This is a genomic window from Nocardia sp. NPDC058499, from assembly GCF_042719915.1.
In the GTDB taxonomy this organism is placed as follows: domain Bacteria; phylum Actinomycetota; class Actinomycetes; order Mycobacteriales; family Mycobacteriaceae; genus Nocardia.
Window position 1 is genome coordinate 521621 of sequence record NZ_JBHXMZ010000001.1, and the last position, 25307, is coordinate 546927.

21 protein-coding genes are annotated in these 25307 nt (G+C 68.5%); 12 read left to right on the forward strand and 9 right to left on the reverse strand.

Translation table 11 applies throughout. From position 1 onward, the window contains the following. Positions 1 to 6 precede the first annotated feature (6 nt). Positions 7 to 981, forward strand: a complete 975-nt coding sequence (locus tag ACFWPH_RS02400) for a heme A synthase (RefSeq protein ID WP_378747659.1) — start codon at positions 7 to 9, stop codon at positions 979 to 981. Positions 982 to 1118: 137 nt separating this feature from the next. Here ACFWPH_RS02400 and ACFWPH_RS02405 read toward each other — a convergent pair whose 3' ends face one another. Together ACFWPH_RS02405 and ACFWPH_RS02410 are read right to left on the reverse strand one after the other, a co-directional pair. Further along, entirely contained in the window at positions 1119 to 2351 is a 1233-nt protein-coding gene (locus tag ACFWPH_RS02405) for a PucR family transcriptional regulator (RefSeq protein WP_378747660.1), read from the reverse strand. Positions 2352 to 2503: 152 nt separating this feature from the next. After that, entirely contained in the window at positions 2504 to 2854 is a 351-nt protein-coding gene (locus ACFWPH_RS02410; protein WP_378747662.1) for a hypothetical protein, read from the reverse strand. A 104-nt stretch (positions 2855 to 2958) separates the two neighbouring features. Here ACFWPH_RS02410 and ACFWPH_RS02415 point away from each other — a divergent pair, with 104 nt between their 5' ends. Beyond that, on the forward strand, positions 2959 to 3924 hold the full coding sequence (locus ACFWPH_RS02415) for a quinone oxidoreductase family protein (RefSeq protein WP_378747663.1): 966 nt from the start codon (positions 2959 to 2961) through the stop codon (positions 3922 to 3924). 44 nt (positions 3925 to 3968) lie between these two features. Here the strand turns inward: ACFWPH_RS02415 and ACFWPH_RS02420 are convergent, their stop codons facing one another. Continuing rightward, positions 3969 to 4574, reverse strand: coding sequence for a TetR/AcrR family transcriptional regulator (locus tag ACFWPH_RS02420; RefSeq protein WP_378747664.1), 606 nt, complete (start codon positions 4572 to 4574; stop codon positions 3969 to 3971). Between the two features lie 90 nt (positions 4575 to 4664). Between ACFWPH_RS02420 and ACFWPH_RS02425 the strand changes: the two genes are divergently transcribed. Then, positions 4665 to 6098, forward strand: coding sequence for an FAD-dependent monooxygenase (locus tag ACFWPH_RS02425; protein WP_378747665.1), 1434 nt, complete (start codon positions 4665 to 4667; stop codon positions 6096 to 6098). A gap of 2 nt (positions 6099 to 6100) precedes the next feature. Here the strand turns inward: ACFWPH_RS02425 and ACFWPH_RS02430 are convergent, their stop codons facing one another. After that, a complete protein-coding gene (locus tag ACFWPH_RS02430; protein ID WP_378748217.1) occupies positions 6101 to 6997 on the reverse strand; it encodes a heme o synthase in 897 nt (298 codons plus the stop codon). A 489-nt stretch (positions 6998 to 7486) separates the two neighbouring features. Here ACFWPH_RS02430 and tkt point away from each other — a divergent pair, with 489 nt between their 5' ends. The 8 genes from tkt to ACFWPH_RS02470 all read left to right on the forward strand — a co-directional run bounded on the left by tkt (position 7487) and on the right by ACFWPH_RS02470 (position 18727). Continuing rightward, positions 7487 to 9628, forward strand: coding sequence for a transketolase (gene tkt, locus ACFWPH_RS02435; RefSeq protein WP_378747667.1), 2142 nt, complete (start codon positions 7487 to 7489; stop codon positions 9626 to 9628). A 6-nt stretch (positions 9629 to 9634) separates the two neighbouring features. Further along, positions 9635 to 10768, forward strand: coding sequence for a transaldolase (gene tal / locus ACFWPH_RS02440; RefSeq protein WP_378747668.1), 1134 nt, complete (start codon positions 9635 to 9637; stop codon positions 10766 to 10768). Positions 10769 to 10773: 5 nt separating this feature from the next. Continuing rightward, positions 10774 to 12348 carry a glucose-6-phosphate dehydrogenase gene (gene zwf, locus ACFWPH_RS02445; RefSeq protein ID WP_378747670.1) on the forward strand — a complete coding sequence of 525 codons (1575 nt, stop codon included), beginning with the start codon at positions 10774 to 10776 and terminating at the stop codon, positions 12346 to 12348. Continuing rightward, the gene (opcA, locus tag ACFWPH_RS02450; protein ID WP_378747671.1) at positions 12345 to 13262 is read left to right on the forward strand and encodes a glucose-6-phosphate dehydrogenase assembly protein OpcA; all 918 of its coding nucleotides are present in this window, start codon (positions 12345 to 12347) and stop codon (positions 13260 to 13262) included. Before zwf ends, opcA begins: the two co-directional genes overlap by 4 nt. Continuing rightward, the gene (gene pgl / locus ACFWPH_RS02455; protein ID WP_378747673.1) at positions 13246 to 14001 is read left to right on the forward strand and encodes a 6-phosphogluconolactonase; all 756 of its coding nucleotides are present in this window, start codon (positions 13246 to 13248) and stop codon (positions 13999 to 14001) included. The genes opcA and pgl overlap by 17 nt, the downstream gene beginning before the upstream one ends. A gap of 228 nt (positions 14002 to 14229) precedes the next feature. Next, positions 14230 to 14832 carry a PadR family transcriptional regulator gene (locus ACFWPH_RS02460; protein ID WP_378747674.1) on the forward strand — a complete coding sequence of 201 codons (603 nt, stop codon included), beginning with the start codon at positions 14230 to 14232 and terminating at the stop codon, positions 14830 to 14832. A gap of 48 nt (positions 14833 to 14880) precedes the next feature. After that, the gene (locus tag ACFWPH_RS02465; protein ID WP_378747675.1) at positions 14881 to 15606 is read left to right on the forward strand and encodes a VOC family protein; all 726 of its coding nucleotides are present in this window, start codon (positions 14881 to 14883) and stop codon (positions 15604 to 15606) included. Positions 15607 to 16234: 628 nt separating this feature from the next. Then, complete coding sequence (locus tag ACFWPH_RS02470) at positions 16235 to 18727, forward strand: thiamine pyrophosphate-dependent enzyme (RefSeq protein WP_378747677.1); 2493 nt, start codon at positions 16235 to 16237, stop codon at positions 18725 to 18727. Between the two features lie 27 nt (positions 18728 to 18754). On the opposite strand, the gene ACFWPH_RS02475 is transcribed toward ACFWPH_RS02470, so the two are convergent. From ACFWPH_RS02475 to ACFWPH_RS02495, 5 genes are all read right to left on the reverse strand, one after another. After that, positions 18755 to 19714: a protocatechuate dioxygenase gene (locus ACFWPH_RS02475; protein ID WP_378747678.1), complete on the reverse strand. Its 960-nt coding sequence runs from the start codon at positions 19712 to 19714 to the stop codon at positions 18755 to 18757. A gap of 132 nt (positions 19715 to 19846) precedes the next feature. Further along, positions 19847 to 20794: a phosphotransferase gene (locus ACFWPH_RS02480; protein ID WP_378747679.1), complete on the reverse strand. Its 948-nt coding sequence runs from the start codon at positions 20792 to 20794 to the stop codon at positions 19847 to 19849. Positions 20795 to 20853: 59 nt separating this feature from the next. Continuing rightward, on the reverse strand, positions 20854 to 21834 hold the full coding sequence (locus tag ACFWPH_RS02485; protein ID WP_378747680.1) for a dipeptidase: 981 nt from the start codon (positions 21832 to 21834) through the stop codon (positions 20854 to 20856). Next, positions 21831 to 23564 carry an APC family permease gene (locus ACFWPH_RS02490; protein WP_378748219.1) on the reverse strand — a complete coding sequence of 578 codons (1734 nt, stop codon included), beginning with the start codon at positions 23562 to 23564 and terminating at the stop codon, positions 21831 to 21833. Before ACFWPH_RS02490 ends, ACFWPH_RS02485 begins: the two co-directional genes overlap by 4 nt. Positions 23565 to 23801: 237 nt before the next feature. Beyond that, positions 23802 to 24401 carry a TetR/AcrR family transcriptional regulator gene (locus ACFWPH_RS02495; protein WP_378747682.1) on the reverse strand — a complete coding sequence of 200 codons (600 nt, stop codon included), beginning with the start codon at positions 24399 to 24401 and terminating at the stop codon, positions 23802 to 23804. 69 nt (positions 24402 to 24470) lie between these two features. On the opposite strand from ACFWPH_RS02495, the gene ACFWPH_RS02500 reads away from it, so the two are divergent. Beyond that, positions 24471 to 25298 (forward strand): class I SAM-dependent methyltransferase, encoded by an 828-nt coding sequence (locus ACFWPH_RS02500; protein WP_378747684.1) that lies wholly within the window; start codon positions 24471 to 24473, stop codon positions 25296 to 25298. Positions 25299 to 25307: the final 9 nt, after the last annotated feature.

Sequence of the window (25307 nt, forward strand, 5' to 3'; positions counted from 1 at the left end):
CGTGACGTGCTCTATCGCGCATTCCTGCGAGTCGTGGACCGGCTCCCACTGCCCTCCCGGCGCGTCCAGCTGCTGATCGCCCTCTCGGTACTCGGCACCCAGGCCGGGATCGCGGTGACCGGTGCGATCGTGCGGGTCACCGCCTCCGGGCTCGGCTGCCCCGCCTGGCCCCAGTGCTTCCCCGGCAGCTTCACCCCGGTCGGGGTTTCCGAGGTGGCGGTGCTGCATCAGGTCGTGGAGTTCGGCAACCGGCTGCTCACCTTCGTCGTCACGCTGTGCGCCGCGCTCATCGTGCTCGCGGTCACCCGGGCCCGGCGGCGCCGGGAGGTCCTGATCTATGCGTGGCTGATGCCGGCCGGCACGGTGCTGCAGGCGATCATCGGCGGTATCACCGTGCTGTCCGGGTTGCTGTGGTGGACGGTCGCCCTGCATCTACTCGCCTCGATGCTCATGGTGTGGGTGGCCGCGGTGATGTACGCCAAGGTCGCCGCCCCCGACGACGGAGTCGATACGGTCCGCGCGCCCGCGCCGCTGCGCTGGCTCACCGTGCTCAGCGGTATCGCCCTCGCCGGTGTGCTCGTCGCGGGCACCCTGGTCACCGCCGCCGGACCACATGCCGGCGACAAGAGCATCGAACGCCCGGTGGCCCGGCTCGAAATCGAGATCACCACACTGGTACATCTGCACTCGCAACTGCTGATCGGCTACCTGGCCCTGCTGATCGGCCTCGGCTTCGGCCTGTACGCCACCGGTATCACCGCACCGGTCCGCAATCGCTTCTTCGTGCTGATCGGGTTGGTCCTGGCGCAATCGCTGGTCGGGGTCGTGCAGTACTTCACCGACGTCCCCGCGGCCCTCGTGGCGATCCACGTGGGTGGCGCGGCGCTGTGCACCGCCGCCACCGCAGCCCTGTGGGCATCGCTACATACACGTGAGCGCCTCCCCGTCGGCGCACCGGAACCCCACACTCAACCCGCGTGAACCGAGGACCGGCGTAGCGCTCGGTCGGTGGTTTCGCAGCGCTCGACCGGTCCCGCAACCAGGAGCACACCTACGCCGCCGCACCGCCGGGCCGGGATGACCGCTCCGGCGCCCGCCGAAAGCGGGCTACCTCTGTGTCATTCGCTGCTGGGGCGCTTCTGATAGCTGCGCGCGACCAGGGCCGAGGTCAGGTACCACAGGCCGTTGGGTATGGCCGGGTCGTAACCGGTGAGCAGCCGGACCCGTTTGAGGCGGTAGTCGAGGGTGTTGGTGTGCATATGCATGAGCCGGGCGGTGCGCTGCCGGTTGAAATTGTTGGCGATGTGCTGGCGCAGTGTTTCCAGTAGTTCGGGATGCTCGTCGAGCGGGTCCAGGATGGCGCTGAGATGTTCCCGGGCCGGGCCGGGCCGGGTGATCTGGAATTCCAGCGCCAGATCCGAGAACCGGTGCAGCCCACCGCCGGTGGTGATCCGCGAGACGATATCGAGGAGTTCGTGGGCGCGATCGGTCGCACCGGGGATATCGGCGGTCTCCGCGGTGACGACGGTGGCGGTGACCGGTACCTGAGCGGCCTGCGACAGCCGGGCGATCAGTTCGTCGAGCGCGTCCTCGGGAAACATATGCGCGGGCAGCAGTACCGTGCCGCCGTCGATACTGAGCAACGACAGGGCGCGCTCACCGCAACTGCGCGCGAGTTCGGCCTGCACCCGGCGCAATTTCCGGCGCGCGACGATACGGCCGTCCACCCGCGGCGCGGATTCGTCCGGATGCGGCGGCAATCCCAGGGCCAGTACCTGATACGACGGCGCGATCTCGATCCCGCATTCCCGGGCCATGGTCGCGGTACTGTGCCCGCCGAGCAGCGCGGAGATCAGCGTGTGTACGGCGGTGTGATGTTCGGCGACCACCCCGCGGTATTCGCTCACATAGGCCAGCGCGACTTCCGAGGTGATCGTGTCGAGGATCTCCAGCATCCGGCGGGCGGTGGCGACCAGCGTTGCCGAATCCGCCGGGCCGGCGGTGGACATGATGTGGTCGAAACCGAGTTTGAAGCCCTCGTGGATGGCGTGGTTGATGGTGTCGACCGGAATACCCTCGCGCGCCCATTCGGCGGCGGCCTCACGCACCTGTTCGATCTCGTGCGGGAGTTCGCGGCCGTCGAGGCGGCCGAGGGTGAGTTCGAGGCATAGCCGGGTCACCGCGGTGACATCGCCCTGTAGCGCATCGCCGGGCAAGGTGCCGCAGGGCGCCACATTCTCGACGAAATGCCCGACCATCTGACGCGAGAGGGTCGACACATCACGTAGATGGTTCGAAATCGGACGGCCGGACACCGTAAGTCGGGTACGGGTCGGACTACTGACCGTCATATCGGCTCCTTCTACCCCGGGCTGACGCTCGAAGCCTCAACGGTAGCGCGAAGCGGTTACTCGCCAGTAGGTTTTGGCCGGGAAACTGTCCGAGCTACCTGCCGCCCGGACCGGCGGCCTGTGAGCACACACAGAACCGCCGTCGCAACAACTCAGTTCTCGTTACGCGCCCGGGGAAACCGTGTCTGCTTCGCGACCCAGCCCGCCATCTTCTCCCAGTGCCCGGTACGCGGCGTCGTCTTGGCCACCAGATCCCGCTCCCAGCCGTCGGCAGCGGTCAGGCCGTCCACGGCGTCGATCACGGCCTGCGCCGTGGCCGTATCGGCGACCATCCGGTCACCCAGCACACCGTCGGCGCCGACCAGCGTGATCCGGACGCCCCGGCGCCCGACCGGCTGCGGAACGGCCTCGGCCGAACCGCCGTGCGCGGCGACGAACTTACGCACCGAGCCGACGATCTCCTTCGGCGCGCGAACGGTGGCGGTTGCGGTATCTGTACTCATATCCCGGAGTTTACCGGCGGGTAGTACCGCCCACCCGCGGCCGTTGCCGCCGTCGCCACCGGACCCGCGTATTGCCGGCCCGGGCACACGTGTAGAACTGGACCATGCGCGCCATCCAGGTGGACCGGCACGGCGGTCCGGAGGTACTGACCCTCACCGAAGTTGCCGACCCGTCGCCCGGGCCGAATCAGCTACTGGTCGAGGTCGACGCCGTCGGTGTGAACTACATCGACACCTATTTCCGGACCGGCACCTATCCGAGACCGGTGCCGTACATCCCGGGGTCCGAGGGCACCGGCGTCGTCACCGAAATCGGCGCACAGGTCACCGCATTCGCCGTCGGCGACCGGGTGGCGTGGGCCGCCGGACCGAACAGTTACGCACCGCGCACCGTGGTGGACGAGGCGGTCGCGGTGGCGGTCCCCGAAGGGGTCGATCCGCCGGTCGCCGCCTCGACGCTGCTGCAGGGCATGACCGCGCACTATCTGATCGAATCGGTCTACCGGCCGGAACCGGGTGAGACCGTGCTGGTTCACGCGGGTGCGGGTGGGGTCGGGCTGCTGCTCACCCAGCTGGCGGCGTCCCGCGATATCCGGGTGATCACCACGGTATCCTCGGACGAGAAAGAGTCCCTGTCCCGCGGCGCCGGAGCCTCGGAGGTCTTGCGCTACGGCGACGATCTCGCCGACCGGGTTCGCGAACTGACCGGCGGCACCGGCGTGGCCGCGGTCTACGACGGGGTGGGCGCGGCGACGTTCGACGCCAGCCTCGCCTCGTTGCGGGTCCGCGGCATGCTTGCCCTGTTCGGCGCTGCCAGCGGTCCGGTGCCGCCGGTCGACCTGCAGCGGTTGAACGCGGCGGGTTCGGTCTTCGTGACCCGGCCCAATATCGCCCACTACACCCGCGACCGCGCCGAACTGGATTGGCGCGCGGGCGATATCTTCGAGGCCGTTGCCGACGGTTCGCTCACCGTCCGCATCGGCGCGACCTATCCGCTCGCCGAGGCCGCACAGGCCCACCGCGACCTGGAGAGCCGTAAGACCACGGGTTCGATCGTCCTACTTCCCTGACCCGGACGCCGGGCGCGGCGTGGACAGTCGCGCCCGGCGCGGTGTCAGTAGTCGCGCCCGGTCAGCCCTCGGTAGACGAAACGGGTCAGGCCCTCCACAGCTTCGGCGTCGGACAATTCCACCGACCCCTCCTCGACCGCGGCGAACAGCGCCTGGGCGAGCAGGAAGAACATCGCCAGGCTGGCATCGGGGGTGCTGGGCAACCGCATCCCCTTCGCCACCAGACCGTCGAGGTGGTCGGCGATATCGAGCCGCTGCTCGGCACCGAATTGCGCCATCTCGCGGCCGAATTCCTCGTTCACCAGGGCCGCCTGGTTCACCGACCGCATCACGACGGCATGCTCCCGGGCGAAGCGCCAGTACCCGGCGAGGTGATAACGCACGGCTTCCGGGTCGCTGAAATCCGGGCTGTGGCCGGGTTGCAGGGCTTGTTCGTCACCGGCTTCGCCCAGATCGGCCAGTAACGCCCGGAGCAGCTGTTCCTTATCGGAGAAATGGTTGTAGAACGACCCCGCCGACCGTCCGGCGGCGGCGGTGATATCGGTGATCTTGGTGTTCAGATAGCCGCGCTCGGCGAAGACCTGCCGCGCAGCGGTCTTGAGCGCCTGTTCGGTTTCCTCCGCGCGTTCCCGCCGGCTCGTTCCCACCACCGCACCTCCTTGACACGGCAACCTACCAACCCGAATAATGAATTCATATTCACTGAATCTGAATTCATCCAATGCTCGTCAGGAGTCTCCATGTCGCCTTCTGTCCTCATCGCCGGCGCCGGCCCGGCCGGCCTCACCCTCGCCATCGACCTCGCCCGCCGGAACGTCCCGGTACGCATCGTCGACCTGGCCGCCGAGTTTCCGGTCGGCTCTCGCGGCGACGGGATCCAGCCCCGCACTCTCGAAGTGTTCGACGACCTCGGAGTCCTCGACGCCGTCCATTCCGCCGGAGCCCCACCCCCGGCATTCCGGGCCTACCTCGACGGGCGGCCCGCCGGGGAACACCGGATGAGCGAGATCGTCGAGCCGAGCCCGGCCACGCCCTACCCCAACGGGTGGTTCCTCGGCCAGGCGCAGACCGAGGCGATCCTGCGCGAGCGATTGGCCGGATTGGGGGTCCGGGTCGAGCTGGGCACCGCACTGGAGTCGTTCGACCACGACTCCTCCGGTGTCACCGCACGACTGTCGACGGCGCACGGTACCGAAATCGTAGAAACGTCGTATCTGGTCGGCGCCGACGGCGGGAGCAGCACAGTGCGCAGGTCGCTCGGTATCGCCTTCACCGGCACCACCGACGAATCGATCCGGATGCTGCTCGGCGATATCCGCGCCGATGCGCTCGACCACGACTTCGGCCACTGGTTCGCCACGGCCGATAGCCCTATGGACGGGATCGGCCTCTCACCGTTGCCGGGTGGTGCACACTTCCAGTTCGCGGCGCCGCTGCCGGGAGATACGGAGCCCACCCTGGAGAGTTTGCAGCGCCGGCTGGACCGTTTGACCGGCGAGCAACGCATTACCCTGACCGACCTCACCTGGGCCACCGTGTGGCGGCCCAATATCCGGCTGGCCGAACGGTTCCGGGTGGGACGGGTATTCCTGATCGGTGACGCCGCCCAGGTCCACCCACCGACCGGCGGCCAGGGGATGAACACCGGTATCCAGGACGCCTACAACCTGGGCTGGAAGCTCGGCGCCGCGCTGGACGGCGAGGAGACGCTGCTGGACACCTACGAACCGGAACGGCGGGCCGTGGCGGCCCGGGTTCTCGGGATCAGCACCGAATTGCTCGGCAAACTGATCGACGGCGCGGAGGACGCGATGAAACGCGGCGCGGACACCGACCAACTCGGCATCACCTATCGCGACCCCGCCGATCCCCGCCGGATCGCGCCCGGTGACCGTGCGCCCGATGCCCCGCTGAAGAACGCCGCCGGACAGGCGGTGCGCCTGTTCGACCTGTTCCGCGGTCCGCATGCGACCCTGCTGTGTTTCGGATCCGCCGGATACCCGCCCGCCGGGCCCGGAACCCGCCGGTACACCGTGGTCCGTCCCGGCGTACCGGCCGGTGCCGACGAGCTGATCGATGTGGACGGTCACGCATACGCCGCCTACGACGCCGTCGACGGAACGCGGATCCTGGTGCGGCCGGACGGGTATCTCGGCACCGCGCCCGCCCCGTAGGGTCAGCCGAAGAAGACCTCGCCGAGGGTGGTCCAGCCGAGGACCGAATCGACGGCCAGGCCGCAGAACACCACGGCCAGGTAATTGTTGGACTGCAGGAACAGGCGCAGCGGTTTCACCGATTCGCCGCGGCGGACACCCGAATACAGCTGGTGCGCCATGAGCAGGAACCAGGCCCCGGCAACCAATGCCACCGCCGCGTAGATCACTCCGGTCGCCGGGACCAGTGCCAGGGTGGTGAGGACGGTGAGCCAGGTGTAGATGACGATCTGCTTGGTCACGGCCTGCTCGGTGGCCACCACGGGCAGCATCGGCACGCCGGCGGCCCGGTAGTCCTCCTTGTAGCGCATGGCCAGCGCCCAGGTATGCGGCGGTGTCCAGAAGAAGATCACGCCGAACAGGGCCAGTGCGGGCCAGCCGATGGTGCCGGTCACCGCGGACCAGCCGACGAGCGCGGGCATACAGCCGGCGGCGCCGCCCCAGACGACGTTCTGCGCGGTGCGCCGTTTCAAACCCAGGGTGTAGACGAAAACGTAGAAGAGGATCGTGGCGACCACGAGCGCGCCGCTGAGCAGATTCGCCTGCCACCACAGCCACGCGAAGGAACCGATTCCCAGGGCGACACCGAAAACGAAGGCATGCGAGGTGGGAACGGCATCGCGGGCCAGCGGGCGTTTGGCGGTCCGCTTCATCACCTTGTCGATATCGGCGTCGGCCACGCAGTTCAGCGTGTTCGCGCTCGCCGCGCCCATCCAGCCGCCGAACAGGGTGGCCAGGATGAGCCGGATATCGACGTGTCCGCGGTCGGCCAGCAGCATGGTGGGAATGGTCGCCACCAGCAGCAGCTCGATCACGCGCGGTTTGGTGAGCGCGATATACGCCAGCGGGCGACGGGCTATCCGGGCGAGTTTCGCACTGCCGAGGACGCGGTCCGCAGGTGCCGGGGCGGAATCGTGGGCGCCGCCGACCCCCGGGTCATGACCGATCCGCACTGTCTCTCCTCGCACACTGTCGAACGGGCGCAGCCGGATCCACCTCGCTCGCAGCCACACCGGCCGGAGCGGAGCCGGAGGCCGCTGCGCATCGCATCCGGTTCGCGGGCGAGCAGCGCGCGGCTGCGACGCGGCTACTACTACACACGATGGTAGACCCCGGACCGCGACGCCTTGCCGCGCGGCCCCTGCGACCCCGCCCACATTCCCGGGCTACGCCCCGCGGGTACCCGGCGGGACCGGCGGGTCCTTCTTCGCCGGGGGCCGTGCGCAGGGGCGGCCGGACGCATCTAGGGTATGGGGTGTATGCGGCGCCGCCGTCACCGCGCCGTACCGGTTCGCCGCCCCTGCCCGCCCCCTTTTCGACGCCTCGAAAATGTCAGGAGAAACACGGTCGTGTCAGTGACAGACGACATCCGCGCCCTCACCCAGCCGAACCTGCCGGACGACTGGACCGATCTGGACACCAAGGCCGTCGATACGGTCCGTGTCCTGGCCGCCGACGCCGTACAGACCGCGGGCAACGGGCATCCGGGCACCGCGATGAGCCTGGCGCCGCTGGCGTACACGCTGTTCCAGCGCACCATGCGGCACGACCCCGCCGACCCGGAATGGGTCGGGCGCGACCGGTTCGTGCTGTCCTGCGGCCATTCCAGCCTCACCCTCTACATTCAGCTGTACCTGGCGGGTTTCGGGCTGGAACTCGACGACCTGAAGAATCTGCGCAAATGGGGTTCGCTGACACCGGGACATCCGGAATACCGGCACACCAAGGGCGTCGAGATCACCACCGGTCCGCTGGGCCAGGGGCTGGCGTCGGCGGTGGGTATGGCGATGGCGGCCCGCCGTGAGCGCGGCCTGTTCGATCCGGAGGCCGCGACCGGCGCGAGCCCGTTCGACCATCACATCTACGTGATCGCTTCCGACGGCGATATGGAGGAGGGCGTCACTTCCGAGGCCTCCTCGATCGCGGGCACCCAGCAGCTGGGGAACCTGGTAGTGATCTACGACGACAACAAGATCTCCATCGAGGACGACACCACCATCGCCTTCACCGAGGATGTGGCGGCCCGCTACGCGGCGTACGGCTGGCATGTCGAGGTGGTCGAGGGCGGCGAGGATGTCGTCGCGATCGAAGCGGCGCTGGCCGCGGCGAAGGCCGAGACCGGTAAGCCGTCGCTGATCCTGCTGCGCACCATCATCGGTTATCCCGCGCCGAACAAGATGAACACCGGCGCGGCGCACGGTGCGGCGCTGGGCGCCGACGAGGTGGCCGCCGCCAAGCGTGCTCTGGGCTTCGATCCCGAGCAGACCTTCCAGGTCGACGACGATGTCATCACGCATACCCGCAAGGCCGCCGAACGCGGCGCGAAAGCGCATGCCGACTGGACCGTCGAATTCGACGCCTGGGCCCAGCGGGTGCCGCAGGGCAAGGCGCTGTTCGACCGGCTGTTCAACGGTCAGCTGCCGGACGGCTGGACCGACGGCCTGCCCACCTGGGAGCCGGACGCCAAGGGCCTGGCCACCCGGAAGGCCTCGGCCAAGGTGCTGGCCGCCGTCGGCCCGGTACTGCCGGAGTTGTGGGGCGGTTCGGCCGACCTCGCCGAATCCAACAACACCACCATTCCGGAATCGATGAGCTTCGGTCCCGAATCCATCTCCACCGGAATGTGGAAGGCGAGCCCGTACGGTCGCACCCTGCACTTCGGTGTCCGCGAGCACGCGATGGGGTCGATCCTCAACGGTATCGCCCTGCACGGGCCCACCCGCCCCTACGGCGGCACCTTCCTGGTGTTCAGCGACTACATGCGCCCGGCGGTGCGCCTGGCCGCGCTCATGCGGGTGCCGGTGACCTACGTCTGGACCCACGATTCCATCGGCCTCGGCGAGGACGGCCCCACCCACCAGCCGATCGAGCATCTGGCCGCGCTGCGCGCCATCCCCGGCCTGTCGGTGGTGCGCCCCGGTGACGCCAACGAAACTGCCTACGCCTGGCGCGCGGTCATCGAGAAGCACAGCGGTAAGCACAATTCGCCGTTCGTCTCCAGCGATGCCGTGGGCACCGGCGGCCCGGCCGCGCTGGCACTGACCCGCCAGGATCTGCCGGTGCTCGAGGGCACCAGCCTCGACGGCGTGTCCAAGGGCGGTTACATCCTCGCGGAGGCCTCCACCGGCGTTCCGCAGGTGATTCTGATCGGCACGGGCTCCGAGCTCCAGCTCGCCGTGGCCGCGCGCACTACCCTGGAGGAGCAGGGCATCGGCACCCGGGTGGTCTCGATGCCGTGTGTGGAATGGTTCGACGCGCAGGACAAGGCCTATCGCGACGAGGTGCTGCCCCCGGCAGTGGCCGCCCGGGTCGCGGTCGAAGCCGGTATCGCGATGCCGTGGCACCGGTTCACCGGCGATGCGGGCGAGATCGTGTCGATCGAGCATTTCGGCGCCTCGGCCGATTACAAGACCTTGTTCCGCGAGTTCGGCTTCACGCCGGAGGCTGTCGTGGCCGCTGCGCAGCGCACGCTCGACAATGTGAAGGGATAAGGGTTCATGGCACAGAACGAGAACGTCGCCGCCCTGGCCGCGGCCGGAGTGTCGGTGTGGCTGGACGATCTGTCACGCGATCGGATCAACTCCGGCAACCTCGCCGAACTGATCGCCACCCGCGGGGTCGTCGGGGTCACCACCAACCCGACCATCTTCCAGGGTGCCCTCAGTAAGGGACACGCCTACGACGAGCAGGTCCGGGCGCTGGCCGCCCGGGGCGCCGATACCGACGCCGCTGTCCGCACCATCACCACCGACGATGTCCGCGCGGCCTGCGATGTGCTGGCCCCGGTTTTCGAACAGACCGGTGGCGTGGACGGGCGGGTCTCCCTCGAGGTCGATCCGCGGCTGGCCTTCGACGCCGACAAAACGGTGGCCCAGGCCGTCGAACTGTGGAAGATCGTCGACCGGCCGAACCTGTTCATCAAGATCCCGGCCACCGAGGCCGGCCTGCCGGCCATCACCGCGGTCATCGAGGAGGGCATCAGCGTCAACGTGACCCTGATCTTCTCGGTGCAGCGGTACCGCTCGGTGATGGGCGCCTATCTGGACGGGCTGCGTAAGGCCCGGGTCGCCGGCCACGATCTGGCCAAGATCCATTCGGTGGCTTCGTTCTTCGTCTCCCGGGTGGATAGCGAGATCGATAAGCGGCTCGAGGCGATCGGTACACCCGAGGCCCTGGCGCTGCGCGGTAAGGCGGGCGTGGCCAACGCTCGGCTCGCCTACGCCGAATACCTGGATGTGTTCGGTTCCGCTGGTGACCACGCCTCGACCTACAACCATCTGGCCTCCGCCGGCGCGAACCGGCAGCGGCCGCTGTGGGCGTCGACCGGGGTGAAGAACCCCGAGTACCCCGACACCATGTACGTCACCGAACTGGTCGCCACGAACACGGTGAACACGCTGCCGGAGAAAACGCTCGAGGCCGTCGCCGATCACGGTCGGGTCCGCGGCGACACCGTCTCCGGGACGGCCGACGAGGCTGCCGGGGTGTTCGAGCAGCTCCGCGAGGTGGGTATCGATCTCGACGATGTGTTCGCGGTCCTCGAACGCGAGGGCGTGGACAAATTCGAGAAGTCCTGGCAGGAACTGCTGGACGCCACCACCGCCGAATTGGCTGCCGCAGGAGGTAACTGACCCCGATGGCCGGCGCTCCGGAGAGCACAGTGACGGCATCCGGCACCCCGTGGCGTAATCCGCTGCGGGACAGCCGGGACAAACGGATACCGCGGATCGCGGGCCCGTGCAGCATGGTGATCTTCGGCGTCACCGGAGATCTCTCCCGGCGCAAACTCATGCCGGCCATCTACGACCTGGCGAACCGGGGGCTGCTGCCCCCGGGTTTCGCGCTGGTCGGTTTTGCACGCCGCGAGATGTCGGACCGGGATTTCGGCGATATCGTGCACGACGCGGTACGCGCGCATTCACGGACTCCGTTCCGCCAGGAGGTCTGGGATCATCTGGCGGAAGGGTTCCGCTTCGTGCAGGGCACCTTCGAAGACGACGCAGCCTTCGCGACGCTCGCCGATACCCTGGCCCGGCTCGATGCCGAACGGGGTACCGGCGGCAATCACGCCTTCTACCTCTCGATTCCGCCCGATTCGTTCCCGGTCGTGCTCGACCAGCTGCACCGGCATCGGCTCACCAGCCGGCACGCCGAGCAGGGTCCGGCACCGTGGCGGCGGGTGGTGATCGAGAAACCGTTCGGGCACGATCTCGACAGCGCCCGCGAACTCAACGCCCTGGTGAACCGGGTGTTCCCCGAAGAAACCGTCTTCCGGATCGACCACTATCTCGGTAAGGAGACGGTGCAGAACATCCTGGCGTTGCGTTTCGCGAACCAGTTGTTCGATCCGATCTGGAACGCCAACTATGTCGACCACGTGCAGATCACCATGGCCGAAGATATCGGCCTCGGCGGCCGCGCCGGCTACTACGACGGCATCGGCGCCGCCCGCGATGTGATCCAGAACCATCTGCTGCAACTGCTCGCGCTCACCGCCATGGAGGAGCCGATCAGCTTCGAACCCCGGCAGCTGCAGATGGAGAAGATCAAGGTCCTTTCCGCCACGAAACTCGTGGAACCGCTCGACGAGACGACCGCCCGCGGCCAGTACGCGGCCGGCTGGCAGGGCGGGCAGGAAGTGGTGGGGTTGCTGGACGAGGAAGGTTTCGATCCGCAGTCGCGCACCGAAACCTATGCCGCGCTGACCCTCGAGGTCGATACCCGGCGCTGGGCGGGGGTTCCGTTCTACCTGCGGACCGGTAAACGCCTGGGCCGGCGGGTCACCGAGATAGCGGTGGTGTTCAAACGCGCCCCGCATCTGCCGTTCGACCAGACGATGACCGAGGAACTCGGCGAGAACGCACTTGTCATCCGCGTCCAGCCGGACGAGGGCATCACCATGCGCTTCGGTTCGAAGGTACCCGGATCGTCCATGGAAGTACGCGATGTGAACATGGATTTCAGCTACGGGGAAGCGTTCACCGAATCCTCCCCGGAGGCCTACGAACGTCTCATCCTCGACGTCCTGCTCGGTGAACCCTCCCTTTTCCCGGTCAATGCGGAGGTCGAATTGTCCTGGCGCATCCTCGATCCCGTGCTCGCCCATTGGGCAGCCGACGGCAAACCCGAACAGTACGAGGCCGGGACCTGGGGCCCGGATTCCGCCGCCGAGATGCTGGCCCGCACGGGCCGGGAATGGCGGCGGCCGTGATCATCGATATCCCCGACACCACCACCGGCGCCGTCACCAAACGCCTGGTCCAGCTGCGTGAGAGCAACGGCGTCATCACCATGGGCCGGGTGCTGACCCTGGTCGTGTGCACGCTGGACAGTTCCGAAGCCGAGGGCGCCATCGACGCCGCCAACGACGCCAGCCGTGAACACCCCTGCCGGGTGGTCGTCCTCGCCCGCGGGGACCGCTCGGCCGAAACCCGGCTGGACGCACAGATCCGGGTCGGCGGCGATGCCGGCGCCGCGGAGGTGATCGTGCTGCGCTTGCAGGGACAGCTGGTGAACCACGAAAGCAGCGTGGTGATCCCGTTCCTGCTGCCCGACACCCCCGTGGTGGCCTGGTGGCCGCGGGGCGCACCGGAATTCCCGTCGAAGGATTCGGTGGGCCGGCTGGCTGCGCGCCGGATCACCGACGCCACCTTCGCGCACGACCCGCAGGCCACCATCAAGAAGCGCCACGGCTCTTACGCCCCCGGCGATTCCGATCTCGCGTGGAGCCGGATCACCTACTGGCGGGCCCTGCTGGCGGCCGCGATGGACGAGGCCCCGCACGAACCGGTGCAATCGGTGACGGTCTCCGGGCTGCGTGAAGAACCTGCGCTGGATATGCTCGCGGGCTGGCTCGCCCGGCGACTCGACTGTCCGGTGTATCGGAAAACCGGCGATCTGGTGGTCGAACTCCATCGCCCGACGGTGTCGATCGCCATCGCCCGCCCGCAGACCGGGGTCACCGCGACACTCACCCGCACCGGCGAACCCGAACAGCGGATCGCGCTGGCACGCCGCGAGACCCGCGACTGCCTGGCCGAGGAACTGCGCCGTCTGGACGCCGACGAAATCTACGCCGAAGCCCTCGCCGGAATCGAAAGGGTGACCTATGACCACCAGCCGTGACGCCGCCCCTGCCGCCACCGTGGATGTACATCCCGACAGCGACGCCCTGACCACCGCAGCCGCCCGGCGTTTCGTCGAGGTACTGGTGGCGGCGCAGGCCGAACGCGGCACCGCATCGGTGGTGCTGACCGGCGGCGGTACCGGTATCACCCTGCTCGAGAAGGTTCGCGCACAACCGGGCGAACTGGACTGGTCGAAACTCGATATCTTCTGGGGCGACGAACGTTTCGTCCCCGCGGGCGACCCCGAACGTAACGAACTACAGGCCCACCGGGCACTGCTCGACCACGTCCCCGTGGACCCCGCCCGAGTCCACACCGTGGCCACCTCCGACGGCGAATACCCGGACCCGGTCGAAGCAGCCGCCGAATACGCCACCGCGGTCCGCGCCCACCTCGCCGCCTCCGGCGGTTTCGACCTGCATCTGCTCGGGATGGGCCCGGACGGGCATATCAACTCGTTGTTCCCCGGGCATACCGATACGATCCGCGAAGACCGCGAACCGGCCGTCGCGGTCACCGACTCCCCCAAACCACCCCCGGTCCGGGTCACCCTGACCTATCCGGCGATCCGGCGGTCACGGCACGTGGTCCTGGTGGTGTCGGGCGCGAACAAGGCCGACCCCGTCGCGGCCGCGCTGAACGGCGCCGATCCGCTCGACATACCCGCCGCGGGCGCTCACGGCACCGAATCCACCACCTGGATCCTCGACAAGGACGCAGCTACCGCGATCCGCTGAACCGCCCGTCGGGGTGCGGCGGTGTTACCCCTCCGCGCGGGCCTGGCGCAATCCGCCGAGGATCCGCGTAATGAATCGGCCACTCCCACCTCACTACTCGCGGGTCACAGCTGCACCGCAGGCGTGCAGTGGCCGCAGCGGCGGCGTAACCAAATTTGGCTAATGCGGCCGAAGTGAACTACGGTTCCCCTAGTAGCCAAATTTGGCCATCCCGGCGGAAGGGGTGCGATGAAGCCGGTACGACTCCTGGTCCTGGGCGCATTGCGCAGGCGCGGTCGCGCGCACGGCTATCAGATCCGCGCAGACCTGGAGGCCTGGGGTGCACACGAGTGGTCCACCGCCACATCGGGTTCGGTGTATCACGCGCTCAAGAGCATGGCTGGACAAGGCCTGCTGGCGGCGACGTCCGATGCGGATCCCTCGGCCGCCGGGGGACCGCCGAGGATCGAATACGAGCTGACGGACAAAGGTGAGCAGGAGTACCTCAGCCTCCTGCGCCGGGCCTTGGCCGACCGCGAGCCGCGGCTGGACGTCCTGTGTGCTGCGGTGGGCCTGATCGAGGACCTGCCCCGAGAGCAGGCCCTACAGGTCCTGCGCACCCGAGCCGACGCGATGCGCGACTGGCGCACCAGCATCACCGCACACCTGCCCGCGGACACGGAGCTGGACGCCTGGGGCCCGGTGGGTGAGGTCATATCGCTGTGGCTGGCGACCGCCGATACCGGCGCCCAGTGGACCCGGCGGCTGATCCAGCGCCTGGAAGAGGGCGCATTCAGCATGGCCGGCGAGCCCGGCTCCCCCACCCGCCGCCCCGCACAGCCGGCCGAATAGCGGCCGGGAGCATCGGCGAAACCTTCCTTTTCGAGACGGAGCAATGTCATGGCCCACGAGATAACCGTCCCGCTGCTTCCGTGCGGATCCATCGACGAGATCGTCGAGTTCTACACCATGCTCGGCTTCACCCGGACCTACTACCAGGTCCGCCCGAACCCGTGCGTGGGCCTGCGGCGAGAAGACATCCAGCTGCAGTTCTTCGGCATGCCGGACTTCAGACCGGAAGACTCCTACGGCAGTTGTGTGGTCATCGTGCCCGACACCCAGCAGCTCTTCGAGGCGTTCGCCGCGGGCATGCGCGCAGTTCACGGCAAGCTCCTGGTCTCCGGGATCCCGCGGATGACCCGCCCGCGGAAACGCAAGAATGCCGGCAACCACTCCGGGTTCACGGTCATCGACCCCGGCGGGAACTGGATCCGGTTCTTCCCGTCCCCGGGCACCGGCAACACCGGTGCGCCGGCAGGCGGCAAGCTGGCCAGGGCGCTGGCGAACGCCGTTGTACTCGGCGACTCCAAGGGCGACAATGAGCAGGCGGCGAAGATCCTCGACGCCACGCTGGCCCGGGAGCAAGAGTGCGCTCCGGCCGCCGAACTGGTCGAGGCGTTGGCTTACCGCGCTGAACTCGCCATCCGCGTCGACGACACCACCGCAGCAGTCGATGCCCTCACTCGCGCCCGCGCCGTCCCCCTTACCGAAACCGAACGCAGCGAACTCACCGCGCACTTGACCGGCCTCGAAGACCTGGAAACCGTCGTCGGACTCGCGCCCTAGCCGAGTAAGTGCGAAGTCCCGGTGATGCCCCGACATGGGTGGAGGGCGCCGGGCCGCATCGGTGCCGCGGATAGTAATTTCACCCGACCGCACCGGCTGGTCATGGCCGCCGCCGCACATACGGACACGGTGCGAGCGAACTCCACCACGTCAGATAGGTGTGGTCGCCGGGCGCCAGGAGGGCGAGGGTTCAGTTCCGCACGCGCCGGCGCCGTTCCTGCCGACTGCCGGGCAGGGCCGGCCCGGTCCTTGAACCTGCTCCGTCCGAGCGCTGCCGCTGCGGCCTCTCGATATCGGCGACCCCCCGACCGGAGGGTGCCCACACGGAACGCCCTCCGCTTGCTCAAGCGTCGGCCTCCACAGCAACTGGAGGCGAACATGGGAGTCGGCGCCTACCGGCTCCTGGCCGCCGCGGCCCGCGCATGCCATCGAGGTACCCGACGTCGATGACGCTATCGAAGGCCGGCTTGCGTGGCGGTTCGGTCTGGAAGCCGTTGCGGATCTGTTCGGAAACCCGCGGCGAAAGAGAGAACGCGACAGAGTGTTCTGCAAGCGCGCCGCGACTTGCCGTGTCCGGACAACCCCGAGCTTCCGGTCCGCGAATTAGGCTCGTAACGGTGAGCGTCCGGTGAATATCGACGAGGCCGAACAGCGGTTCCGCGCGGAGATCGCGGGGCTGGGTCCGGCAGCGACTTCACCCGACCATGAACTCGCGCCCGGGATCACCGGTGCCCGCTGCCTCGAGTTTTTCACCGCGCAGGTGCTGAGCAGGCAGGCCGATCTGGCGGCCCGGCGGCTGGGGGCGAGCGGGCAAGGGTTCTACAGCATCGGATCGTCGGGGCATGAGGGCAATGTCGCGTTGGCCGCTGCGAGCCGGGTCACCGATCCACTCCTGCCGCATTACCGTTCCGGTGCACTGTTCGTCGAGCGGGTGCGCCGGGCAGGCGGTGGGGACCCGGTACGGGATCTGCTGCTCGGGGTGGTCGCCGCTGCCGCGGATCCCATTTCCGGCGGCCGGCACAAGGTGTTCGGCAGCGCGGCGGCCCATATCATCCCGCAGACCTCGACGATCGCCTCCCAGCTACCGCGCGCGGTGGGGCTCGCGTTCGCGATCGACCGCGCCGCCCGGCTCGCCCTCGACTGCCCTTGGCCACGGGATGCGGTGGTGCTGTGCGGTTTCGGCGATGCCTCGGCCAATCATTCGACCGCCACCGGAGCGGTCAATGCCGCAGTGCATACGGCTCATCTCGGTGTGCCGGTTCCGGTGTTGTTCGTCTGCGAGGACAACGGGATCGGGATCAGCGTCCCCACGCCGCCGGAGTGGATCGAGCAGGCCTACGGTCACCGGCCGGGGCTGCGCTATTTCGGTGCGGATGGATGCGATCTGCTCGACGCCGTCACCACCGCGTCCGCTGCCGTGGAATGGGTGCGCGCACAGCGGCGGCCGGCGTTCCTGCGCCTGCGTACGGTGCGGTTGTTCGGGCATGCCGGGTCCGATGTGGAATCCGCCTACCGCGACAGCGCCGCGATCGCCGCCGATCTGGCCCGCGACCCGGTCACCGCCACCGCTCGACTACTGATCACTGCGGGAATCCGGACTCCGCGGGAGATCCTCGATCACTACGACCGCTTGGCGGCACAGGTGGCCGCCACGGCCGAAGACGTGTGCCGGGAACCGAAACTCGGCTCGGCGGACCGGGTGATCGCACCGTTGGCGCCGTCCCGCCCGGACGTGGTGCGCACCGACGTCCTGCGTTCCGATCCGCCGATACGGGCGCCACAGCACCCGGGCGCACCGCACGAAACCGGCAGTCGCGACGCTGTCTCCGCTGCCCCGGGAAACGACACGTCTGCGGCCACCGAGATACCCGGCGCCAGGAACGGCGAAGAGATACCCGTCGACGACACCCACGGGCCGGGTCCGCCGCCGATTCACCACGATCAGCCGACGGGACAGGTCCGGGATTCGAACTCCCGGTACGAGCGGTGTCCGGCACCCGGGCACGACAGGCACGCGGACGGCGCTCACCACGAGCCCCCGCCATCTGCCACGGATCAATCCGGCCCCGATGGACCGGAGGCACCACCGACGAACCCGGTGACGCTGGCCCAGGCACTCAACCAGACCCTTGCCGAATTGCTCGCCCGCGATCGCGATGTCCTGGTTTTCGGCGAGGACGTCGCGCGCAAGGGCGGTGTCTACGGAGTAACCAAAGGACTCCGTAAGAAATTCGGCGCGCGCCGCGTGTTCGATACCTTGCTCGACGAGCAGAGCATTCTCGGTACCGCGCTCGGCGCCGGACTCGCCGGATTCGTCCCGGTCCCGGAAATCCAATACCTCGCCTACGTGCACAACGCCCTGGACCAGTTGCGGGGCGAGGCGGCCACCCTGTCGTTCTTCTCGGCCGGCCGTTACCGCAATCCGATGGTGGTGCGGATCGCCGGCTACGGCTACCAGCGCGGTTTCGGCGGGCATTTCCACAACGACAACTCTGTGGCCGCGCTACGCGATATCCCCGGACTCGTGGTGGCGTCGCCGTCTCGTCCCGACGATGCGGCGGCCGTACTCCGCACCTGTGTTTCGGCGGCACGGGTGGACGGGCGGGTCTGTGTACTGCTCGAACCCATCGCGCTCTATCACACCCGCGATCTGTATGAAGCGGGTGACGACCGATGGGCGGCACCTGTCACCGGCGCCCATGTGCCGATCGGGCGGGCCCGCGTGTACGGCGAAGGGACCGATCTGACGATCGTTGCTTTCGCCAATTCCGTCCCCATGAGCCTGCGGGTCGCCCGCCGGCTGTCGCAGGACGGAATCACCGGCCGTGTCCTCGACCTCCGCTGGCTGTCACCGCTCCCCTACGAGGATCTGCTGCGGCATGCCGAAGCGACCGGTCGCGTTCTCGTCGCCGACGAGACCCGGCGCAGTGGCGGTATCAGCGAATCGGTGTGCGCGGCATTGGTGGACGGGGGGTTCACCGGGGCCCAGGCCCGGGTGACCAGCGCGGACAGCTTCGTTCCCCTCGGGCCGGCCGCCGCGTCGGTCTTGCTGAGCGAATCCGATATCGAAGCCGCCGCCCGCCGGTTGCTCGCCGGCACGGGCCCTCCCCGGCCCGCGTGAATCCCGGCCCGCCCGGCAGCGCCGGCGTCAGATATCGATGCCGAGGTTGATCGCCGCCAGATACCCGTCGCCCTGCCGCGCAATGGCGAACATTCCGGACTCGTCGAAGATGAAATCGTCCGAGTTCTGAGTGTTGTCCTGCCAGCCCGCGTGATCGGTGTACGGCGCGGTCGCGTACACCGCTTTCTTGGTGTCGTCGTCGAAGTAGAGCTGGGTGGTCAGCACCGTCTTCTTGTCCATATGCACCTTCACATGGATATGTGTGGTCCGGCCGGTGTACCAGCCCGGGAAGATCGTGGTGAAATACGCGATACCGGCGGCGTCGGTGGGCTGGGCACCGCGCAGGTAGGTGCCGTCGTCGGTGGTCGCCGATTCCGCATCGCCGGAGCTGTAGGAGCCGTCGGAGGAACCACCCGAACCGGTCCCTTCCACATCACTGCCCGCGCCCGGCGGCATACCCGGCGGTGGCCCGCCTCCCGGCCCGCCCTCCGGCAGCTCGCCCCTCGGCCCGCCTTCCGGTGGACCACCCGGCGGCGGTGCACCGCCCGGCCCGGAACCAGCCGCCAGGGAGCCCTGTTCGAAACCGGAGTAGACACCGCCGGCGTCACAGTGCCAGAGTTCGACCACCGCGTTCGGCACCGGTTTCGCCGCGCCGCCGGCGGAACATTGCGAGACATCGTGGACCCGCAGTGCCAGGTTCAGCCGTGTACCGGGTCGGTCCTCGCGGATATCGTCGCGAATATCGTCGACGTCGAACCAGTACGGTCCGACGATCGCCGCCGACGTCATCACGCACGTCAGCGCCGTGGCGAGCAAATTCTGGACCGCATCGCCGGGCGCCGCCGTGGTCGGCGATGCGGAACCGCCACCCGTCCGGTCGTCGCCGCACGCGGCGGCCAGCAACGCCCCCACGCTGAGGGTCCCACCCAGGGCGAGCGCCCGCCGCCGGCTCACCCGGCGCCGGCTCACCTCGACCTCGTCGTTCATCCGCAGTCTCCTTCGCACCCCTCGGCCCGCCGGGAACGACAGACGAGCACTTCACACGCTAGAACCGGATAGGGCTCGCAAACTCACCACCGGCTGCGAATCGGCTGGGAGTCTGCTGTGCGCCGGGCCGGGCTATCCGGCGATTCCACCGGCGAACGGCGACTCACGCCACTGTGCGAGGGCGGGCGTCAGATAGTCGTGCAGGACCGGCTGCTGCGGTACGAGGGCCAGGCAGGCGACCACCCGCAGCATGCCCACCGCGTTCACGAAACGCAGAACACCGGCGTCCAACGAGCGGATGCCGTTACGCCGCGCACCGCTGTCGTAGGCGGCCTCGAGCTCGGGCCCGAGACCGGCCAGGTCCCATTCGACCGGGCCCAGCGTGACGAGTTCGAAGTCGGCGAACAGGTGTCCGTTCACACCGGAGAAGATGTTGGCCGGCGGCGAGTCCCCGTGCACGGGTTGCAGGCCGATCCCGGGGAAGTACTCCTCGAAACCCTGCCGGGACCGGACGAGCGGGGCGAGAACATGCCACTCGCGGCGAGCCCGATCCAGATCGGCGGCGTCGAGCAGATCCGGGTATTCGCCGAGTACCGTGAGACTTTCGGTGACGAAATCCGGTTCCGCCGCGGACAGGAACGGCAGTGACCCCGGGTACGCCCGGAGCGCGGCATGCAGATCGGCGACGAGATCGCAGTTCGCCGCATAGTCGGGCGGTGCGCCCCGGTCTTCTTCTACGTACTGCCAGAAAGTCATCGAGAATCCGTCGCGCCGGACAGGTTCCCGCGGCACGGCCGGACTCGGGGCGATCACCGGAACCCCCTGCCCGGCTAGCCAGGTCGTCACCTCCAGTTCCGCCTGCTGACGCCTGCCCAGCGATGCGAGCTGGGCCGGCGACAACACAGTGGGAATCCGCGCCACCAGGGGCGCGGGCTCGAGATGTACCACCACCGAGAACACATCGTGCAGCACAGCAGCATCTGTCACCAGCAGCCCCAGATCGCGGGCAGCGCCGACCGCCGCATCGACAGCGGCGGACGTACGGCGGGCAAGGTCCTGCGGCGTCGCGAAATCGGTCACGCCCGAATAGTCGCACGTCCCGGACCGGCGCCCGAGCCCTCCCTGCTTATCGCAGCCATTCAGCTACCCACCGTGGCCACCCGGTCCCGATCTCGCCAGGTCGCCCGCGCGACTCGCTCGAAATTCCGGCCGAGCACCGCGCCGATATCGCTATCGGGCCATCCCCGCGCGCGGAGATGGCCGCCCAGGGCGACGAATGTTTCCGGCGGCATCCAGCAAATGGGACCCCAACGCGTATACGACTCGTCGAACAGGTCAGGGTTCGCGGCGACTTCGGCCACGAAGTCCTCGGCATCGAACGAGTGATCGGTACTCACGCCGACATGGTCGATTCCCACCAGTTCGACGGCATATTCGAGATGTCTGATCATGGCCTCTGGAGTCGGAGTATTGGGTCCCAGGAAAATACCGACGCCGGTGATCCCCACGACGCCCCCGGTCTCCGCACAGGCCCGCGCTTGGTCGTCGGTGACGTTTCGTGGGTGATCCCATACCGAACGCATGCACGAATGGCTGTACACCACGGGCAAAGTGGAGACTTCGCACATATCCAGCCCGGTGCGTTCGCTGCAATGCGACCCGTCGGGCACCATCCCGGCGGCGTTCATCTCCTGTACCAGCGCGCGACCCCACCCGGTCAACCCGGTGTCCTCGGTATCCAGGCAACCACAGCCTGCCCGGTTCGCATGGTTGTAGGCAGGCACCAGTGTGCGGACACCCAGGTCGGCGAAGGCGTGCACGTTGGCCAGGTCGCCGTCGAGAGGGTTGGAGTCCTCGAGATCGAACGCCACGGCAATACGTCCCGTCGCGCCGGCGGCCTCGATATCGTCGACGGCGGCGATCACCGCCAGCTCCGGGTGGCAGGCTGCGGCAGTCCGGTAGTAGTTCAGCAACGCGACCGAATCCGCGAAGCTGTGCGGCGAGTACCCGGCGTTGACCGAGACGAACGTCGGTCCCGGACGCCCGAAGCGGGACAGTACGCCCACATCCGTTCCGACCTGTAGGGGCAGGCATGCGTGCTGGTCCCAGAGCAAGTTCATGGTTCAGATACTGCCTGTCCGCCGGCCCGGACGCCGCGAGCTGCTGGGCCGGTATGGAGGTGGAGGCGGGTGACCAGTGTGCCGGGGATACGGCGCAGCTGTCGTTCCAGCTCCTCGCTGCGATGGCTGGGCAGGATATGGTTCCAGCCGGTGGGCGGGTCGATTTCGGCGATGACGACGATCGTGGTGCGTTCGGCGAAGTTTTCCCGGATGAACCGGGCGACGGGTTGCCCGACGGTCGCGTCGTCGAGGAGCACCAGCGGGACGCCGGGATGCCAGCTGTTCCATTTCTCGCTGAACAGCCGGGGATCGGAACCGGGCAGGCGGACATGGACCGCGACCACGTCGTCGCCGAGGGACAATGCGGCGGACAGGGCTTCGCGGCCGAGTTCGGATACTTCCGAGATCGGGACGACGACCACCGGTTCACCCGGCCGGGGTAGCGCGGGCACGGTGTTCGCGCCGCGGCATTCGCCGATCCGCCCGTAGGCGGCGCGCACCCGCTGCATGGCGACGACGAGCAACGGCAGCACCAGAACGATCAGCCACGCCCCCTCGGTGAACTTCATCGCCGTGGTGACCACGGCGGCCGCGGCGGTGAGCACCGCCCCGAACCCGTTGAGCGCGAGCCGGGCCCGCCAGCGACCGCTGCGGTGCTGCCACCAGTGGCGCACCATCCCCGCCTGGGCGATGGTGAAGCCGACGAAAACGCCGATCGCGAACAATGGGACCAGGGCGTTCATCTCGCCGCCGGAAGCGATCAGCAGGATCACGGCGCACAAACCGAGCAGTACCACCCCGTACCGGTAGACCCGGCGGGGTGAGGCGACCGCGAAGCGGTGCGGGAGGCAGTTGTCGTCGGCGAGGATTCTGGTCAGTGTGGGCAGACCACCGTAGGAGGTGTTCGCGGCCAGTGCGAGCAGCACGATGGTGGCGAATTGCACGATGTAGTAGGCGGTTCCGTCGCCGAGCGAGGCTGCGGTGAGCTGGGCGAGGACCGTGGTGTCCGCGGTGGGACCCACCTCGAATTTCTCGATCAGTACGGCGAGGCCCAGCAGCATGGCGCCCAGGAGCACACCGAGCGCGACCTCGGCGCGTCGGGCGCGGCGTATCCGCGGCTGCGCGAAGCTCGGCACCGCGTTCGCGATCGCCTCCACACCGGTGAGCGCGGCGCATCCACTGGAAAAAGCCTTCAGCAACAACAGGACACCCACTGTCTGCATATCCCCCACCGCGACCCCGGCCGCCGGGGCGACGGCCGGTTCCGCGCGCAGCAGACCGCCGATGATCACCGCGAAGATTCCGGTCACGAACACGAAGGTGGGCAGCATGAAAGCCCGGGCGCTGTGCACGATCCCGAACAGGTTCAGCACGGTGATACCGACGGCGACGGCGACGCAGATCTCTGCCGTCGCCCCGTGTAACCCAGGAAACGCCGAGGTCAGGGCGGCTACGCCGGCCGCGACCGAGACCGCGACGTTGAGGACGTAGTCGACGATGAGCGAAGCCGCCGCGACCAGTCCGGTGCGGGCGCCGAAGTACCGTTTCGCCACCGCGTACGCACCGCCACCGTCTGGGAAAGCCTTGATCACCTGCCGGTAGGAAGCGATCAGCACCGTGAGCAGCGCCGCGATGGCCAGGGTGACCGGCAGGGTCATCCCGAGCCCCGCGGCTCCGGCCGTGGCGAGCACCAGGACGATCGCTTCCGGACCGTAGGACACCGACGCCATCGCGTCGAGCGAAAGACCCGCCAAGCCGGTGGGCACGGTCAGACCACGTGCGGCAGCCCGGGGCGGCGGACCGGGTACAGGTTCGGCAGGGGGCGAGAGAACAGTCACGAAGGCGAGTGTCGGACGGCTCGACCGGAAACCGAACCGGCGTTGACGCAACCTTGATTGCGGTGTGACGGACCGCACCGACCGGGACAGCGCCCGCACCGGGACCGACGAACCGTGCGCTGAATCAGCTCAGATGAGGCGCCGCTGTACGGCATCGGCCATGACCGTGTCCACGATCCGGCCGACCGCCGTGGTGTCCGGACGTGCCGGGGCGCCTGCGAACAGCAGATGTCCGGCACCGATCAACGACAGCGCCAGCGTCTCGGTATCCGCATCGGCCGCGATCCGGCCCTGCGCGCATTCCTCGGCCAGGTAGTCGGCGATCATGGTGCCGGCCTCGGTGAGGACGGGCAGACCGGGGGTGGTCCGGTTCCGGCGCAGTCGCGCGCGCAATTCGTCCCGGGCGACGATCAGGGCGACGATCGCCACCGCTACCGGGTCGAAGAGCTCGAGCAGGGCCTCGGTGAGATTGCCGGTGACGGTCCCGGTGCCGGCGGACCCACGCAGAGTCACCGCCTGGTCCGCGAGCCGGGCCAGCCGGTCTCCGACCAGTTCGGCGAGGAACGCGTCGAAATCGGCGAAATACCGGTGCAGAACACCTTTGGCCACGCCGGCTTCGGTGGTGACGGCGCGGCTGGTCAGCGCGCCCGCCCCGTCCCGCAGCAGGATTCGTTCGGCCGCGTCGAACAACTGCTGACGCGCGTCTCGGATATGCACACCGGTCGGCACCGGGCCCGTCCCTTCACTGTTTCCGGCCCACCGATTGCCTAGTGGGCGCTCGCCCACTAGTGTGGGCGCATGCCCACTCTACCGCGGGACTCTGCTACACCTCCCCAGCCGGAGCCGCACCGGCACCGTGCGGTCGCCGAATCGTTCGGCGTCGACCCACAACGCTACGACCGGGCCCGTCCTCGCTACCCCGACGCGCTGATCACCCGGATCACCGCCACGAGCCCCGGCCGCGATGTTCTCGATATCGGTTGCGGTACCGGTATCGAAGCCCGGCAATTCCAGGAGGCCGGATGCGCGGTGCTCGGTATCGACCCGGACGATCGGATGGCCGAATTCGCCCGCGGCACCGGGGTCGAGGTCGAAACCTGCACGTTCGAAGCCTGGGATCCGGCCGGCCGCACCTTCGATGCGGTCGTCGCCGGCCAGGCCTGGCACTGGGTCGCCCCGGTCGCCGGACCCGCGAAGGCCGCGCAGGTCCTGCGCCCGGGCGGCCGGATAGCCGTGTTCGGGCATGCTTTCGACGCCCCCGCCGAAGTCACCCGGGCACTGGCCGCGGCCTTCGCGAAGGTCGCGCCCGATTCCCCCTTCACCCGTGCCGCCGCCGAGGCGAAATCCGCGCTCGAAACCTACCGGGAGATGTTCGCCGCGGCCGCCGACGGTATCCGCCGGGCGGGCCGATTCGACGAACCCGAGCAGTGGCGTTTCGACTGGGAGCAGTCCTACACCCGGGACCAGTGGCTCGACCATCTGCCCACCACCGGCCCGCTCACCCGGCTCGCACCGGATCGGTTGGCGATCGTGCTCGACAGTGTCGGCGCCGCCATCGACGAGATCGGCGGCGGTTTCACCATGCCGTACACCACCCTTGCGGCGACCGCCACGCTGACCGGCTGAATCCGCTGT